The organism is Psychrobacillus sp. FSL K6-1464, assembly GCF_038003145.1.
Taxonomy (GTDB): domain Bacteria; phylum Bacillota; class Bacilli; order Bacillales_A; family Planococcaceae; genus Psychrobacillus; species Psychrobacillus psychrotolerans.
Map to the genome: position 1 here is coordinate 3,258,317 of NZ_JBBOOP010000001.1, position 16,058 is coordinate 3,274,374.

General features: G+C 36.5%; 14 protein-coding genes. 3 read left to right on the forward strand and 11 right to left on the reverse strand.

Annotation, left to right across the window (positions count from 1 at the left end; genetic code table 11):
• Nucleotides 1-53: 53 nt before the first annotated feature.
• Complete coding sequence (locus MKX39_RS16555; RefSeq protein WP_340770555.1) at nucleotides 54-1,301, forward strand: helix-turn-helix domain-containing protein; 1,248 nt, start codon at nucleotides 54-56, stop codon at nucleotides 1,299-1,301.
• 115 nt (nucleotides 1,302-1,416) lie between these two features.
• Here MKX39_RS16555 and MKX39_RS16560 read toward each other — a convergent pair whose 3' ends face one another.
• The 5 genes from MKX39_RS16560 to MKX39_RS16580 form a co-directional block, all read right to left on the reverse strand.
• Entirely contained in the window at nucleotides 1,417-2,976 is a 1,560-nt protein-coding gene (locus MKX39_RS16560; protein WP_340770558.1) for a GNAT family N-acetyltransferase, read from the reverse strand.
• A 15-nt stretch (nucleotides 2,977-2,991) separates the two neighbouring features.
• On the reverse strand, nucleotides 2,992-4,101 hold the full coding sequence (locus MKX39_RS16565) for an ABC transporter permease (RefSeq protein ID WP_340770560.1): 1,110 nt from the start codon (nucleotides 4,099-4,101) through the stop codon (nucleotides 2,992-2,994).
• Entirely contained in the window at nucleotides 4,098-5,372 is a 1,275-nt protein-coding gene (locus MKX39_RS16570; protein ID WP_340770562.1) for an ABC transporter permease, read from the reverse strand. The genes MKX39_RS16565 and MKX39_RS16570 overlap by 4 nt, the downstream gene beginning before the upstream one ends.
• 16 nt (nucleotides 5,373-5,388) lie before the next feature.
• A complete protein-coding gene (locus tag MKX39_RS16575; protein WP_340770564.1) occupies nucleotides 5,389-6,318 on the reverse strand; it encodes an ABC transporter ATP-binding protein in 930 nt (309 codons plus the stop codon).
• A 293-nt stretch (nucleotides 6,319-6,611) separates the two neighbouring features.
• The gene (locus tag MKX39_RS16580; RefSeq protein WP_093537554.1) at nucleotides 6,612-8,006 is read right to left on the reverse strand and encodes an L-cystine transporter; all 1,395 of its coding nucleotides are present in this window, start codon (nucleotides 8,004-8,006) and stop codon (nucleotides 6,612-6,614) included.
• Nucleotides 8,007-8,177: 171 nt separating this feature from the next.
• Here MKX39_RS16580 and cls point away from each other — a divergent pair, with 171 nt between their 5' ends.
• On the forward strand, nucleotides 8,178-9,632 hold the full coding sequence (gene cls / locus MKX39_RS16585; RefSeq protein ID WP_093537553.1) for a cardiolipin synthase: 1,455 nt from the start codon (nucleotides 8,178-8,180) through the stop codon (nucleotides 9,630-9,632).
• Nucleotides 9,633-10,306: 674 nt separating this feature from the next.
• Here cls and MKX39_RS16590 read toward each other — a convergent pair.
• From MKX39_RS16590 to MKX39_RS16610, 5 genes are all read right to left on the reverse strand, one after another.
• Nucleotides 10,307-11,152 (reverse strand): M15 family metallopeptidase, encoded by an 846-nt coding sequence (locus MKX39_RS16590; RefSeq protein ID WP_340770566.1) that lies wholly within the window; start codon nucleotides 11,150-11,152, stop codon nucleotides 10,307-10,309.
• Nucleotides 11,153-11,330: 178 nt separating this feature from the next.
• Nucleotides 11,331-11,576 (reverse strand): hypothetical protein, encoded by a 246-nt coding sequence (locus MKX39_RS16595; protein WP_093537551.1) that lies wholly within the window; start codon nucleotides 11,574-11,576, stop codon nucleotides 11,331-11,333.
• A gap of 53 nt (nucleotides 11,577-11,629) precedes the next feature.
• Nucleotides 11,630-12,397, reverse strand: a complete 768-nt coding sequence (yidC, locus tag MKX39_RS16600) for a membrane protein insertase YidC (protein WP_093537550.1) — start codon at nucleotides 12,395-12,397, stop codon at nucleotides 11,630-11,632.
• A gap of 78 nt (nucleotides 12,398-12,475) precedes the next feature.
• On the reverse strand, nucleotides 12,476-13,267 hold the full coding sequence (locus MKX39_RS16605) for an AraC family transcriptional regulator (RefSeq protein ID WP_093537549.1): 792 nt from the start codon (nucleotides 13,265-13,267) through the stop codon (nucleotides 12,476-12,478).
• A 111-nt stretch (nucleotides 13,268-13,378) separates the two neighbouring features.
• Nucleotides 13,379-14,266, reverse strand: coding sequence for a diacylglycerol/lipid kinase family protein (locus MKX39_RS16610; RefSeq protein ID WP_340770567.1), 888 nt, complete (start codon nucleotides 14,264-14,266; stop codon nucleotides 13,379-13,381).
• 104 nt (nucleotides 14,267-14,370) lie between these two features.
• Here MKX39_RS16610 and MKX39_RS16615 point away from each other — a divergent pair, with 104 nt between their 5' ends.
• Nucleotides 14,371-15,495, forward strand: a complete 1,125-nt coding sequence (locus MKX39_RS16615; RefSeq protein ID WP_340770568.1) for an MFS transporter — start codon at nucleotides 14,371-14,373, stop codon at nucleotides 15,493-15,495.
• Between the two features lie 45 nt (nucleotides 15,496-15,540).
• On the opposite strand, the gene MKX39_RS16620 is transcribed toward MKX39_RS16615, so the two are convergent.
• Nucleotides 15,541-15,879, reverse strand: a complete 339-nt coding sequence (locus MKX39_RS16620) for a hypothetical protein (RefSeq protein ID WP_093537546.1) — start codon at nucleotides 15,877-15,879, stop codon at nucleotides 15,541-15,543.
• Nucleotides 15,880-16,058 lie beyond the last annotated feature (179 nt).

Sequence of the window (16,058 nt, forward strand, 5' to 3'; positions counted from 1 at the left end):
TCATTTCAAGAAAAAGTTTAATATAATTAAACTATTGTAAAGAGGTGAAAAAGTTGTCCACATTAGGCGAACGCATTCGAACATTACGTAAACAACAGAAAATGACACTTGAAGCTTTAGCAGGTACAGAATTAACAAAAGGCATGCTCAGTTTAATAGAAAACAATAAAGCAAATCCATCTATGGAAAGTTTAAATTATATTGCATCACAACTTGGTGTAGAAGTTACGGAGCTACTAGAAGAAATAAGCGGACAAGAGCTACGAAAGGTATTGGATCAAGCAGAACTATTATTCAATACAAAGTACGAAGTGCTAACGGATGAATTGGAGCAAGTGATAAATCTAATAGAACCCTACCTGCCTAAACTAACACAAGGCTATGAGGCAGCTAGGTTACTCGAGTTATACGGAAGATGTTTGTCTTTATCATCTCCATCTGATTCAGTAGTTCTCTTAAAGCGTGTTTCTAAAATGTATGAGGACCTACATTTAATAACAAAAAAAGCGGACATAGGAAGGTATCTTGCGTTAATTCCATTTATGAGTCACAAATATCAGAAAGCACTAGATATTTTACTAGAGGAAAGAACAAAACTAGAAGCAAATATTTTTTGGATTGATCCGCTATCACGTATGGATTATGACTATTTAGAAGCAGTACTTTACTTTGCAGTCGGGAAAAAAGAGGATGCAATTCGTATGATGAATGAAGCTATCCAATATTGCAATGAGCATAAAATATTTAAACAAATAGACAACTTATTTAGGTTGGCTGCAGCGCAAGCAATGATGGACGAAGACATTGAAAAAAAAGACTATTATTTGAAAAAATTGGAAGCTTACAGTGAATTTTCTGATGACGAGGATTCTAAAGTCTTTATTCATTACGCTAATATTCATTACTTAAATACTTTTAAGAAAGCTTATATAGAAGCTGATGCTCTTCATAATAAATTCTACTTAGATCTAATTAACTTTAAATTATTCGCCCCTTATTTTCTCCTAGAAAGAGGAAAGACTTTATACGGATTAGGGCGATTTAAAGAAGCTTTGGAGAAATTCGATGAGGTCAAAATTCCTGAGGTCACCCACCATCCCATCGATTTATCTATTTTCTATGAAAAAGATGCATATATCGCTTTATGCTATCTAGAACTAAACCAAGTAAAAAAGGCTGTTGGTGCTGTTAAAGTCGCAATAGGCAACATCAAAGAAATGCCAGACACGCCGTATAAGACATTTATCCAAAACATATATGAAAAAGTAATGAAACGTAGTGAACTCAATCTTTTTGGATGAACATTCATTTGGATACAAGTATTCCATTAATTATTTTCTTAGTAAATGGGCTGATATCTACCCATTAGATGATAGAATCAGCCCTTCATTAATATGTTCACGAAATAAGTTCAAATTAGCCATGATATAAACGATAATTCCCTAGCCAATCCATAAATTTTACCCAAGCATCTTCAAAATCTGGTTGGATACAGGATACTTGCAGCAAGCCTTTTGTGATTAAATAATCGCTTTTATAGTGAAGATCGAACCCAGACATTCTTGCATCCTCTGCTAGGTAGGGGAATCTCTCCTCTTTCCATGTGAAAATCATTGGATAGTGATTATCTGAGAGCAATTCGATCCCATGCTTGGACACATCGTCTTCGATAAATCGCATGCGACGATGTAACAGATTGTACCTCTCTCCATTTTCATAGGCTTTTAAAGCTACCTCTAGGCTATGTACAAACTGAGAAGGAATCGTAAAAGGTATTGCATTATTCACGCTCAATCCCAGATCTAAATATGAAGGGATATTATTACTCGATGTTACTTCTGTGTTAGCGAATACAAAAGCTAATCCACTCATAGTCCCGATAGCTTTACCACTTACACCAGTTGCAAGATATACTCCTTCTAAGCTAAATGGAAGTGCTCCAAATGAACTCACACAATCCATACAAAGCAGCACACTATAACGGTTACATAATAACTTTATTTCTTCCAGGTTATTTAACATTCCAGTGGACGTTTCACCGTGGACCATTAAGAGCCAACTATAAGCTCCGGTGGCAAGTTTTTCTTCGATTAGCGATAGATTATAAGGGCTTCCCCATTCAAAAGATGCAACATCAAAAGATAACTGCCAACGTTCCGCTTGTTTTTCCAAGCGGTCTCCAAAGGCTCCATTTTTAACGATTAAGCCTTTCTCTCCTAATACGTGTAACTGCGCTATCATCGCTTCATTTGCAAGCGTCCCACTCCCTAAAAGCAAGTGGGCATATGCAGCACCACTCATCGATAATAGATTGTTCTTCACTCGCTCTAGCATGACCTCGAACTCATGCGTTCGATGAGACAATGGAATGGCAGAAAACGCTCGTTGTATGGCGTCCGATTGTTGTACAGGCCCTGGATAAAATGAATATCTTTTTTGTTTAAACCGAGAGGCCACTGACTGGTCAAAACGATCCCTAGTTAGTACCATCGGGATAAATTTAGCTTCTTCTGTACCCACTGGATCTGCAAAAGGTTCAAAACCAAGCTGATTATACAACTTTTGTTCCCGTACCGTTCCCGATATTAGCGCTGCTCCATATCCATTTTCATACGCGTAATCGGAAAGAGCACGTGCTAAGTAATAAAACACTCGTCCATTCCGGTGAGCCTTATCTACAGCCATTAATCGAACCTCACATAACAGTCCACCTAATGCATCCTTCGGCAGATACTCCTCCACTTGCCCAAGCTTTAAATCTAGAGAAAAAGGACGGGCAGCTCGAAATGCTACCATTCCTGCTAACTCCTGATCCTTTAAAACAATGACATACACATTCTCATGGTGAAACGCATCGACCCGCATCCCACTAGGATCCGGCTCGTGCTGTGGAATCTCCTCCACAAATGTTTCATAATTTAATCGCGCTATCGCTTCAAACTCTTTTTCTGTTCGTGCAATTTTACACCAATACATCCCTATCTCCCCTATCTATTCACTGGAATGATAGCGTTCCGTTCTTTTTTCCAATAAACTAATCCCTACCATCAATAGAACTATTGCAATAACCACCATCATACTTACATACGTCCCAATACTACCAAAAGTTCCCTCATATACCGTTACTTGTTTCATAGACTCCATTGCATAATATATTGGAGAAATCCATTTCATCGCCAGTAATGCTTCCGACTGAACTATTTCTAATGGCCAGTAAGCCCCGCCAATCATCGCAAATGCTACCGCTACAAGAGAAATGATAATACTGCTTTGACTTACTGTTTTTACTAATGAAATAACAAAAACAGAAAATGCCATTACAAGCAAAACATAGATAGCAGCAATAATCCCTACTTTCCAAAATCCACCGTACATATTAGTACCTAACACATACCTGAAGACAAATAAAACAAGCATCACTTGGAGAAGCCCGATAATGTAACTAAAAGAGAGATGCCCGACATAAAGTTGAAATTTACTTACTGATGCTAACTTTAATCGATTCCATACTCCCGTGCGCTTGTCTTCTAATATAAATTGAACATTAATCGAGACTGTATAAAAAACAAAGAATAGCGTAAATCCAAACAAACTTTGAAGTGCATTATCGTAACGAAATACTTCTGACTCATCCATTGCTTCTGTTTGAATATGGAATGCTTGTTCTTCTTGCAAACTTATTTCAATGTCTTTCCAAGCTTCCACGCCACCTACCTGTATAACTTGCTTTTTAAAACTAATATCGCTATAAGCCGATTCAATTCTCAAAGATAGGTTTCTCACATTATCAGAATCTGAGGCAGAATAAATAGTATAGGAATTTTCCTTCAACCCAATACCGACCATTCGAATATCTTTTTTCGCTTTTTGCTGCAACTCTTCGGCTGTAATTTCTATAAGGGAATATCCGTCCTCTTCCTTCAACTTCTCTAGTACTGCTTGAGACGTTTCTGTACCGTCGACAGCCACCGACACACTCATCTTTCCATTACTAGAGCTGCCTACTACGTATGCCATTACTAATGTCATTACTGTCATCATGATTAAAACGACAGGCTTTCGTTTTAAATTTAAAAATCTAGCAATCCAAATCCCCTTCATCCTGCTACACCTCTTCTCGGAAAGAAAACAATGGCAAATAGCACACACACAGCTACTAGAACATATATAGCCAACATAAAAGGCCAAATAACTGATAAATCCTGCCCTTTTTGTATAGATAGTATGGCAGACATTGTTGCACCATTGGGAGTAAAGTCACCAATCTTTCCGAGTGTTTCCGAAATATCACGAATATTAAAGAAGGATCCACCTAAGAAAGAAAATACCGTTATAAACAATCCATTAAACACATTCGCAATACCTTCTGTTTTTGTTCGAAATTGGAGAGTAGTTATCAAAGCAGACAATGCACCAACAAATACACTATAACTAATAATTATAAGGCCCATTCCCTCTAGAGTGATCCATTCTATACCTAATACAAGCATTCCAAATGAAAGCATAATGGCTTGCTGGATAAAGGCTACAAATGTTCCTGTAAAGAAAATAGAAAGTGTATATAAAACAGGAGACACCCCTGCAAGTAATATCCGGTCATATACTTTCCATTGTACTTCTTGCAGTGCAAAGCCTGCTAGGAAAGCAGGGATATATAATGCGAACATCACCATCATTCCAACTGTGTAGTAAATAGTGGCAGGTATTTTCCGCTCACTTGCCTCTAAAACCTGTTCTACCTTCTCTACACCACTGACGTTACTCATAATTTCCTGAGGTGATAAGTTTGCCGCTAAAAGTGCCGCGGATTGGGAATAGCCACTTTGCCAGTCTGTTAGAACAGCATCAATTATGGATGCACGAATTTCATTATCTTGATTTAGATATAAGGATACACTAGGAAAATCGGGATTATTAAAATAGGCAGATTTTATATAATTCAATCGGAAGTTAGAAGGGATAGTTAGTATGCCATCTATATTTTCATCCTGTCGAGCGGTCTTTAAATCTACTTCCTTTTTATATTCCACAGCAATATACTTCTTCATTTCGTCAGCAGCTAGAACGGTGCTGTTTAATAATTCTACTGGATCACCACTTTTAAACTGAGTGAGCAAAGCATCCAAGGCTACACCTGTTACCCCTTCTCCTTCTAAAAATAGCTTAATTTCTTTTTCCTCTTGAACCCATGATGAATTATCTAGGATGAGTAAATTTGCTTGAATCGCCGCTTCTTCTCCACCGTCCATTATGCTTCCTAACGCATTTGAAAGTATGGTTATTAAAACGAGTGGCATGACCAATAAAATAATTAACGGTTGCTTATTTCGAATCAGCATTTTCATTTGCTTCGCAATTAAACTAAACAGCATCACTTCATCTCCCCTCTTAATCCCTTAGTGCTTTTCCAGTCAAATGCAAGAACACATCTTCTAGGGATGGCACTTTGACAATCGCAGAGGTAATCACTACATTACTTGCCGCAGCAATCGCAAAAATATTAGCTAGTGGCTCTTCACTTTTGGACATTGAAATCGTTAGTATCTCTTCATCTATACGAAAAGTCGCTTGTGGGAACTGCTCTTTCAAGTTCTTTTCAAAGTTCTCCGTAAGTAAATTAGTTTTCAATTCAATTGTTTGGTTGTCGGAGACCAGTTCTTTAAGCTCTTCTTTTGTACCGTGTGCAATTATTTTTCCTTGATCCATAATATATATTTTGTCACACAGCATTTCTACTTCTTCCATATAGTGACTCGTATATAAAAGAGTCATTCCATCTGCCACAAACTGCTTAACAGTTTCTAAAATATACGCTCTCGATTGTGGATCAATTCCGACGGTCGGCTCATCCATTATTAAAATCGAAGGTTTATGTAAAAGTGCAGCACCAATATTCAGACGTCGTTTCATCCCACCTGAGAATGTTTTAACTATATCCTTTTGTCTATCCAACAACCCAATCTTTGTTAAGACTTCTGTGATCCTCGTTGCCAAAAGTTCCCCCTTTAATCCATTAACTCTACCGAAAAAAGCGAGATTTTCCCTAGCAGAAAGCTCTGGATATAAGGCAATTTCTTGTGGAACTACTCCTAATGCTTTACGCAATGGGTCTGGATTTTTTGCAATGGATTTTTCATTCCATAAGACGTCTCCGCTTGACGGTTGGACTAAGGAAGATAACATAGAAATAGTCGTTGATTTGCCCGCCCCATTGGGACCTAGTAATCCGACCGACTCTCCCGCGAACAGTTCCACATTGACTTCTTTTACAACTACTTTGGTTTTAAATTTCTTAGAAAGATTTATGGCTTGAAGCATTTCTCCATCTCCTTACAACCTAGTTATTTCGATTATAGCAAACTACTAGATTAGTTTATGTAGAAATATTTTTAATATTTAGTATTTCGATAAGTTATCTGAAAGTATATTTCTAAACATGAGAAAAACCGAGCAAAAAATGCCCGGTCCCTTAAAAATAAAATGTGCATATGCCGTTGATATCCGCTCCGAGCCACATAAAAGAAAGCAGTAGTATTATTCATTCTTTAAATTTCTGAAGAACCATAAAAAAACTGCCCTTTGATGAAAGGACAGTTTTTTTGCGAGCCATATTAAACTTCGTCTGTTGCAATTTGGTTTAATGGTGTGTTGTATAAATCTTTATCTAATTCACCTGTTAGTTTCGCAGTAGCAACACCAGCGGTCATTGAACCACTAACGTTTACTGCTGTACGTCCCATATCGATTAACGGTTCAACCGATACTAGGAGACCCGCTAAAGCAACTGGTAAATTTAATGCAGATAGAACTAGAATTGCAGCAAATGTTGCACCGCCACCAACTCCTGCTACACCAAACGAACTAATTGCTACTACTCCGACAACAGTTAAGATGAACATCGGGTCTAATGGATTGATGCCTGCTGATGGAGCAATCATGAATGCTAGCATCGCTGGGTAAATACCTGCACAACCATTTTGACCAATAGATAGTCCGAACGATCCAGAGAAGTTAGCAACTCCTTCTGATACACCCATTTTAGTTGTTTGTGCATTAATGTTAATAGGTAGAGTTCCTGCACTTGAACGTGAAGTGAACGCAAAGATTAATGGTTCTGCTGCCTTTTTAACATAAGTTATTGGATTTAATCCAGATAGAGTAATGATTAATAAATGTATCGCAAATACTACTGCCAATGCTACATAAGAAGCGAGAACAAACTTACCTAAATTGTATATGGCACTAAAATCTGATGTTGCAACGGTTCTTGCAATAATTGCTAAAATTCCGTATGGAGTTAAACGAAGTACTAGCTTAACTACTCGCATGATTAATGCGTAAATCGCATCAATGCCTGTTTTAATGGTTGCTGCAGTTTCTTTCTCTTTACGTGCTATTCCTAAATAAGCGAATCCTAAAAACGCTGCGAAGATAACTACCCCAATAGTAGAGGTTGGTCTAGCTCCTGTAAAATCTAAAAATGGATTTGCAGGTAATAATTCTAGTATTTGGTCTGGAAGTGCTTTGTCTGCAACTTCTGCAGAGCGGCCTTCATAGTATTCTGCACGTTCAGTTTCAGCATCTCCTTGAATGATTTGTTCTGCATTCAAATCGAATATTGCTGCAGAGCCAATACCAATAACAGCAGCAATGGCAGTAGTTCCGATTAAGAAACTCAAAATAATTGCTGCCATTTTACCAAAGTTTTTACCGATTGTAATTTTTGTAAACGCCCCTAATATTGAGATGAATACTAATGGCATTACAATCATTTGTAGTAATTTTACATAACCAGTACCAATAAGGTTATACCAAGGTACAGTTTCTGCCAATACTTCCGAATCTACCCCATAGGCTAAATTCAATACTAAACCTAGTAAAATACCTAGTCCTAGAGCCGTGAATACACGCTTCGAGAATGAAACATGTTTCTTTTGCATTATGATTAGTACTCCAACTAAAAGGAGTAAGGCAACTATGTTTAGAATAATAAATAATAAATTCATATAAAAACCTCCATTTTTTGTGCTCATCATATATTAATACTTTTATCCCTATTGGTCAAGTAGGATTTACTTTCTATTTAATATATGTCTTCCCTACTTTCTTTGAGACAAATCAGCTATACTAGAATTTAATAGCAAATGATTATATAGACATGCACCGGGGGTGAAAATTTGATAGCAAGCTTTTATGGTATTATTGTTTCTGGCATCCTCATTTTAAATATTTCTTTGGCAATAGCCCTAATATTTTTAGAACGTCGAGATGCTTCCGCTACTTGGGCGTGGATTCTAGTCCTATTCTTTATACCTATTTTAGGATTTGGTATTTATTTATTGTTTGGACGAAAGCTACGTAAAAAAACGTTATTCCGTTGGGAAGGAAAAAACAAGATAGGTATCGATAATCTCATTGAATTTCAAATGGAAGCTATCGAAGATGACTCATTTGATTTTCGTTTAGATGATGCAATGCATTATAAAGAGTTAATCGTTATGCACTTACATAATAACCAAGCAGTCTTAACTCAAGACAATAAAGTCGAAATTTTCACTGATGGACGAGAAAAGTTTGATGCTCTCCTTCACGATATCGGAAATGCAAAGGATCACATCCATATTCAATACTATATATTCCGATTAGATTCCTTAGGGCAGGAGATTTACCAGGCAGTGTTAGCCAAAGCAAAACAAGGGGTTAAAGTAAGAGTTTTATACGATGATACTGGATCACGTTCCTTAAGAAAAAGACATTTTAACGAACTGATTGAGTTAGGTGGTCGTGTAGAGGCATTCTTCCCTTCTATCTTTCCACTTATCAATCCCCGGATGAATTACCGGAACCACAGAAAAATCGTTGTAATAGACGGACGAATCGGTTATATCGGAGGATTTAATGTTGGAGATGAATATCTTGGATTAAAAAAGAAATTTGGATACTGGCGCGACACGCATTTACGTATCGAAGGTAGTTCTGTTCATCCTCTTCAAACCCGATTCATTCTCGATTGGAACCAAGCCTCCGCAGAGCATGATATCGAGTATTCTGATAGATTTTTCCCAGCCATTCCGATGAAAGGTTCTGTTGGCTTGCAAATTGTTTCTAGTGGACCCGATTCCGAATGGGAGCAAATAAAAAATGGCTACCTTAAGTTAATTATGATGGCTAAAAAGTATATTTATATTCAATCTCCATACTTCATCCCAGATGCTAGTTTCATGGATACGTTACGTATTGCATGCCTTTCAGGTATTGATGTACGAATTATGATTCCAAATAAACCCGATCATATTTTTGTCTACTGGGCGACTTACTCCTATGTTGGCGAGTTAATAAGAGCTGGAGCTAAAGTATATATTTACCAAAATGGATTCTTGCATACAAAAATGATTGTAATTGATGACGAAGCTTCTACAGTGGGAACGGCAAATATTGATGTGCGTAGTTTTAAATTGAATTTTGAAGTAAATGCCTTTATATATGATCGCGAAACTTCTCATCAGTTAGCAGAGTTATTTGAAGAGGATATGAAGTTATCTACCGAGATGACGGCAGAAATATATGAAGAAAGATCAACCATGATTAAATTTAAAGAGTCATTAGCTCGTCTAATTTCACCGATACTTTAATATATTAAGTTCAAAACCTATTTCTATTGTTTTCGAAGGGCTTTGGACAGATTTATTGCTATAAGATTACCGTTTGATTTTTTAAAGAGGCAGTCGTGACTGACGTCACGACTGCCTCTTTTTTCTCGGTATTCTTATGGCTTTTTACTGTCCGTAGCCCTCTTACAACTTTTAGAAATAGGTTAGTTCATTTTTGGATAACTAGAGAAAAGATGCTTTCTTAGGAAAGCATCTAAAAATACATCATGAACACTGGTTTTGCAGAGCTTTAAAGAAAGAATAATACTGCCGATTTCCGTTACATGTGGACGCTTTCCGTGGGCACGGCTTCAGTCGCTTCCCTCGCGATGCTCAGTCCAGGGTCTTCAGCTCGTGCTGTTCCCACTGGAGTCGCCACATTTCACTCCAATCAATTAAGTGAGTAGTACTGCACGATAAGATTGACCATACCCTCTCGCTTAGATGATAATAGTACTCCAGTTAATGTAAGGATATTTAATGAGGGATACTATTCTGCAAGGAGGGAGGAAGAAAGAGGATTTCCTCTAATCTAGTGGAATTAAAGAGAATCCCTAAATAAAGAAGCAAGCGAGCGAACGAAATTGTATCTTCGAATCTTTTCAAACTGAGGTTTCCATTTTTGGAAACCTCTTTTTGTATTCTAATGCTGTCTACTAAAGATTTAGGAATTCTTCTAAAGTCACGTTTGCTTCGTATACTTGAGGCGCAAGTTCTTTTCCGATGTACCTAAAATGCCACGGCTCATACATATAACCTGTAATTTTTTCTGAGCCATTCGGATAGCGCATAATAAATCCATACTTATGGGCATTGGCTGCAACCCATTTGCCTGCTTCTGTTTCTCCGAAGCTTTCTCTAGCGAAATGTTGTTCAAAATGCTGCTCTCCGATGTCAAAAGCTAGCCCTGTTTGATGTTCGGAATAGCCCGGGCGTGCACTATAACGATCCGCAGCCTCTTGACCGTCATTTGTTACATAACGTTCATATAACTGAGTTTGATAGTCAAAAGATCGATACGTACTGAAAGCTACAAGGTCATACCCAGATAAAATTGCCTCAGCAGCCATTTCTTGAAATGCTGTTCTAGCCTCTTTGCTTTCACCAGGTGCATAAGTAGATGGCAGGGGATACTTTTTACTAGCAATTAATACACCTTTTACTATTGTAGGCTCCTGGGGTAAAACTTCGTTACCAATATAGCCTTTTGCGCCAGACATATCTACCTCTTCCACTACCGGCTCCTCCACAATAGGAATTTCCTGTTTTGGTTCTTCTATAACTGGTTTATCCACATTAGCTTCTTCTGTTTTATCAACATCGACTATTTGCTTAACACCTGTCAAATCACGGAGTTCCTCTATACTTTTATCTATATTCCATTCATTCATTCCTACCCACACTACCGCTGTGGCTACAAGTATTCCTGCAATGATTCCAGAAATAATATATGGCCATTTTTTCTTCTTTTTTTCTTGTAAAAAGCTATATCTTGACTGCATATCTTCGGACTTCCTTCTTTCTTATTACGTTATTTCTAGTTTACCATTTTTCTAATAACTATTCTCTTATTGAAATTCAACTTCGCCAAAATAATTATAACCATCCTGAACGATAAATGAATCCTCCTAAATAAGTAAAAGCGTATCTACCCATGATAGGTAAATACGCTCTCTCTTATTAAAAAATTAGCAAAAATAACACGACAAAAAATAATACTGCAAACAAAATGGACATACCTTTCATCCACTTCGCCTCTTTGACGAATCCTTTTTCTTTAAAACTTATTGCTCGGAAACCATTACTTAGAGCAAAGATTGCTGTCATAAACAAAACAGCCATATTAATATTTCCTTTAATGATAAATACCAACGCAGAAATACTAACTGCTGCAATCAGTAGTCCAAATATCCAATTTCTATTCATAAACACCTTACCTCTCAAGAAAAAAACGAAGCAACAATCGCTTCGTTTTTGTGTTATACAGATTCCTCTGCTTTTTCTGGATGATTCGAGTAAAATTTACGCCCCAAATATGTTTGGAATATTAGCAATAGTCCACCGACAGCCCAATAAACTGGAAGTGCCGCCATAGAACTGAAGGAAATAAACATAATCATAATTGGCGAAATATAAATCATCATTTTCATTTGTTTCTGTTGCTGCTCAGGTACTGTCCATAATGAAACTTTTGCTTGAATGAAATAAACCGCTCCAGCAATAAGTGTCATTGCAATATCAGGAGATCCTAAGTTAAACCATAAAAATGGATGCGCTTTAATATCCGCAGAATAGAGAATCGCAAAATACAATCCCATTACAATAGGCATCTGAATAATCATCGGTAGACAACCCATGTTCAGCGGATTTACTCCATGCTTACGGTATAATCCCATCATTTCTTGTTGTAGAGCCATTTGCTGTTCTTTATCTTTTGTTTCCTTTAATCTCTTTTGGATATCGTCCATTTCTGGTTTCAATTTATCCATTTTCTGTTTCATGCCTTGTTGATTTTTATAATTTTTAAGCATCAAAGGCATCAGAATAAGACGGATAAGTACGGTAATAGCGATAATCGCCAGTCCATAACTACCATTGAACATTTCTCCAAAGAAATGTATAAGAAATTCAAAAGGTCGAACAAAAATATTATAAAAAGTACCTTCTTTGTTTTCTACTCCAGAACATCCACTAAGCACTAGGGCTGCAAATACAAGAATAGAAAATAAACTAATCTTCTTTTTCACTCTATTCACCTTCACTCATCAAACTATAAAGAAGTATACCTTACTATGAAGCTATTTATCAAATTTAATCCAAAATATTTAAACTGATTGTTGTTCATTAGGAAAATTATATTTAAAACTAGGATATTCCTGGTTATCGCGGTATTGCTTCGGTGTTATTCCGGTATACTTTTTGAATATGCGAGTGAAATAGCTTTGATTGCAAAAGTGAAAACTACTAGAAATATCGGAAATAGCTTTATTTGTTGTTCTTAAAAAGTATTGGCATTCCTCTACTTTTCGAACATTTAAGTATTCTACAAGCGTCACTCCTGTATGCTCTCTAAAAATACGAGAAAGATGACTTGTACTTATAGCAAATCTTTTAGCAATATCCTCTACCGTTAAATTTGTCTCTATTTCATCATTAATATAGAGGATTACTTTGTTAACCGTTTGATGGCCAAATGACGGCTTTTTCCTTTCGGTTATGACCATCACAAAAAACTCAACCAACTCATCTGCACATAATAAAAATTGCGCATCACTCATCTTCGTCTCAATAGTTTCTACACATGCAATGTTAAACGCGCTAACTTTATCAGTAGGAACTTGACTCTCATTTAGTTTTCTTCCCATAATAGCCGCTAGCTGAATGTAGTAATACTTTACATTTTGGATCATATTCTTACGTGTTCTAGCAATTATTAAATCTATCATGCTTCTTAGAATTTCTTTTGCTTCCGTTACTTCAAAAGAAAACATTTTTTGAAATAGCTGTTCTTCTAATTCTAGGAAAGAATCTAAACCTTCTACTCTTGTTGTTGTACCTATTTCTCTAGTGTATATTTTAGAGAAATTATCTAAAAATTGCTTCTCGACAGTCTTCATATTTCCCTCTTTTTCCCTAAGTAGGTCTTAATGTTTATATAACCTTTTGGGTATGTTGTATTAGTCTATATCATTATCCTGGAAATTATATATTTTTTCAACCTTTTAGACTCAGTTTTTTTGAGGGACTAGCATTTTTAAATGTTTAGGTAATATTTGAATGTTCAGTGGCGTGCAATCTCCTTCATCCCCGTCTACATTACAATATAGAGGATTTCCAGATTCGATTAATACATTACTAGATTCGATTACTTCCACTCCAGTATCTTCCTCTAGTGTACCCAACAGGACTTTTGCTCCCATTCTTGCTATAGAAGCCAATCCTGCTTGTTTTATAATATAAATATGTAACTTTCCATCATTTACTTCCGCTGCATTTACCAATTTTTCAAATCCACCTACAGAATTCGTTAAAGCCACAAGTATAAGCATAGGTGTCCCTTTCCAAATTCCTTGATCATGCGTTATTGTCATTTCTATTTCTTCGTTCGAAATAACGGCTTTTGCTCCTTCTAGCAAATAAGCAAGTGAACCCATTTTTGTTTTTTGTTCAACAGTAGTATCCGCAACACGACTAGCTATCTCACCAACAGCTACTATATTCATAAAATATTTATCCCCAATTTGCCCAATATCCACTAATCGTGTGTTCGTCATTTTTAAAGCTTCAATAGCAAGCTCAGGCTCCAATGGAATGCCAAGTGCACGAGCAAAATCGTTCACAGTACCGAGTGGAATAAATGAAAATAGAGGCCGGTTAGGTTGTTCAGCGAGACCATTGACAACCTCATTTATCGTCCCATCTCCACCCATTGCTAACAAAAAGTCTACTTTCTCAGCACACGCCTGTGTGGCAAATATGGTGGCATCATTTTGTTTATTCGTTTCCTTAATAATCACTTCATACCCCAAACCTTCTAACACATTAACTGTTGTTTCTTTATATTGCTCGGCATCCGCTTTTCCTGAAGATGGGTTATAGATGAACATTGCTTTCATAAGACTTCCCCCTTGCATGATTTGTTTTGTTCCAAATTCCCTTTATCGATACATTTAAAACCTTTATACTAGAATAAAAGCTACTATAGAAAAGAGGAGCAGTATTGCACTTTTTTATATATATTATTATCTTCATCTCATTCTTTGACTTATTTTCTCAACTACCAATTATGAGCCCCTTTGCAGAATCTCTTGGTGCCACTCCTTTTATAACTGGTTTAGTTGTAGGGATGTATTCTCTTTCGAATACATTTGGTAATATTATTTCTGGATTTCTAACTGATCGAAAAGGACCCTATTACATACTCATCACTGGTTTATTTGCAACGAGTTTCTCCTTATTCCTTTACCAATTTGCTAGCGAGCCGTTTGGATTATTACTAATACGTTTTATACATGGTTTAGTAGCTGGACTAATTGTACCTGCAGCTTTTACCTACTCAGCTAATAGGACTTCGCATGAAAAACGAGGTAAAGGAGTTGCACTATCAGGTGCATTTGTTGGACTTGCTGCAATTGTTGGTCCCGCTACAAGTGGTATTCTCGCAAGCAAAAAAAATGAGGTATTTGTGTTAGGAATGACAGGTTCTATTATGCTTGCTTTAAGTATACTGTCTTTAGTTTTGTTAAGAAAAGTAGCTATCGAAAGAAAAGAGAAGGATGTCTCTCACCATTCCGTTCACTCTATTTTCCAAAAAAGTGGAGTGATTAAGTCATTTGCAGGTGCTTTTTTCTTAATGTTCTCGCAAGGGGTATTAGCGTATATGCTCCCTTTAAAAGTAGTGCATTTAGGATTTGACACTAAAACAAGTGGATTTCTTCTAAGTACTTTCGGCTTTGTCGCAATTTTAGTGTTTATCCTTCCGATAAATCGAATATTTGACCGAGTAAAACCCATCTATACACTTACTTTTGGTATGAGCATCATGGGAGTAAGTATGCTATTGCTCGGCCATACAGATTCCCTGAACTTACTATATATTTGGATGGGGTTATATGGAATAGGATTTGCATTTCTTTTCCCATCTATTAACACATTATTAATAGATTCAACAGAGCAATCATATAGAGGAAAAGCATATGGCTATTTCTATGCTTTCTTTTCTATAGGAGTAGTTGTGGGATCGAGTATCACTGGCTTCCTAGAATTGGATGCTACGAGCGGGTTTACTATGACAGGTATCATATTGTTAATAGTGTCTATCTTGGCCATTACGTGGAGAAAATAAATAGGACAGGAATGTGGTTTTTGACACATTCCTGTCCTATTAAGATTATAAAGTTATTTGGTCATTAGGATTAGACTTCTTTTCTCCGTCTTGCTTATTTGTATCGTCTTTCTTTTGGTTGTCCTGAACTTCATCATTATAGTACTGGACGCTTGTAAGAGCTCCTTCATCGACCATATTATTATCTGATGTATCGTAAGGATCTGGATGTCCTGCTGCGGTTAAATCGGATCTTTGATGTTTTTGTGAGTCTATGTAAGCATTCACTTTAGATTTTGTATTATTAAAAGCCACTACTGCTTTCTCACGATTTTCTTTCTTACTGAAATATGCATACGCTCCTGCCGCTAATCCTGCCAATAATAGTGATTTGTTTTTTGCCATCCTAATTACCTCCAAGGTTTTCTATATATAATGTATATACCCACTATTAAATAAGTTAACACCTTAACAAACTAATTCTTTAGAGGTATATGATTTTAATGCTTCATTACCCATCTTATATTACAGTTTGATATCTAAATGATTTTAATTGTATATATATGTAGAAGATTATAGTTATT

Coding starts and splice junctions, on each gene's coding strand:
- MKX39_RS16560 (WP_340770558.1), bottom strand. CDS start 2,976: ATGTATTGGTGTAAAATTGCACGAACAGAAAAAGAGTTTGAAGCGATA.
- MKX39_RS16565 (WP_340770560.1), bottom strand. CDS start 4,101: ATGAAGGGGATTTGGATTGCTAGATTTTTAAATTTAAAACGAAAGCCT.
- MKX39_RS16570 (WP_340770562.1), bottom strand. CDS start 5,372: ATGCTGTTTAGTTTAATTGCGAAGCAAATGAAAATGCTGATTCGAAAT.
- MKX39_RS16575 (WP_340770564.1), bottom strand. CDS start 6,318: ATGCTTCAAGCCATAAATCTTTCTAAGAAATTTAAAACCAAAGTAGTT.
- MKX39_RS16580 (WP_093537554.1), bottom strand. CDS start 8,006: ATGAATTTATTATTTATTATTCTAAACATAGTTGCCTTACTCCTTTTA.
- MKX39_RS16590 (WP_340770566.1), bottom strand. CDS start 11,152: ATGCAGTCAAGATATAGCTTTTTACAAGAAAAAAAGAAGAAAAAATGG.
- MKX39_RS16595 (WP_093537551.1), bottom strand. CDS start 11,576: ATGAATAGAAATTGGATATTTGGACTACTGATTGCAGCAGTTAGTATT.
- MKX39_RS16605 (WP_093537549.1), bottom strand. CDS start 13,267: ATGAAGACTGTCGAGAAGCAATTTTTAGATAATTTCTCTAAAATATAC.
- MKX39_RS16610 (WP_340770567.1), bottom strand. CDS start 14,266: ATGAAAGCAATGTTCATCTATAACCCATCTTCAGGAAAAGCGGATGCC.
- MKX39_RS16620 (WP_093537546.1), bottom strand. CDS start 15,879: ATGGCAAAAAACAAATCACTATTATTGGCAGGATTAGCGGCAGGAGCG.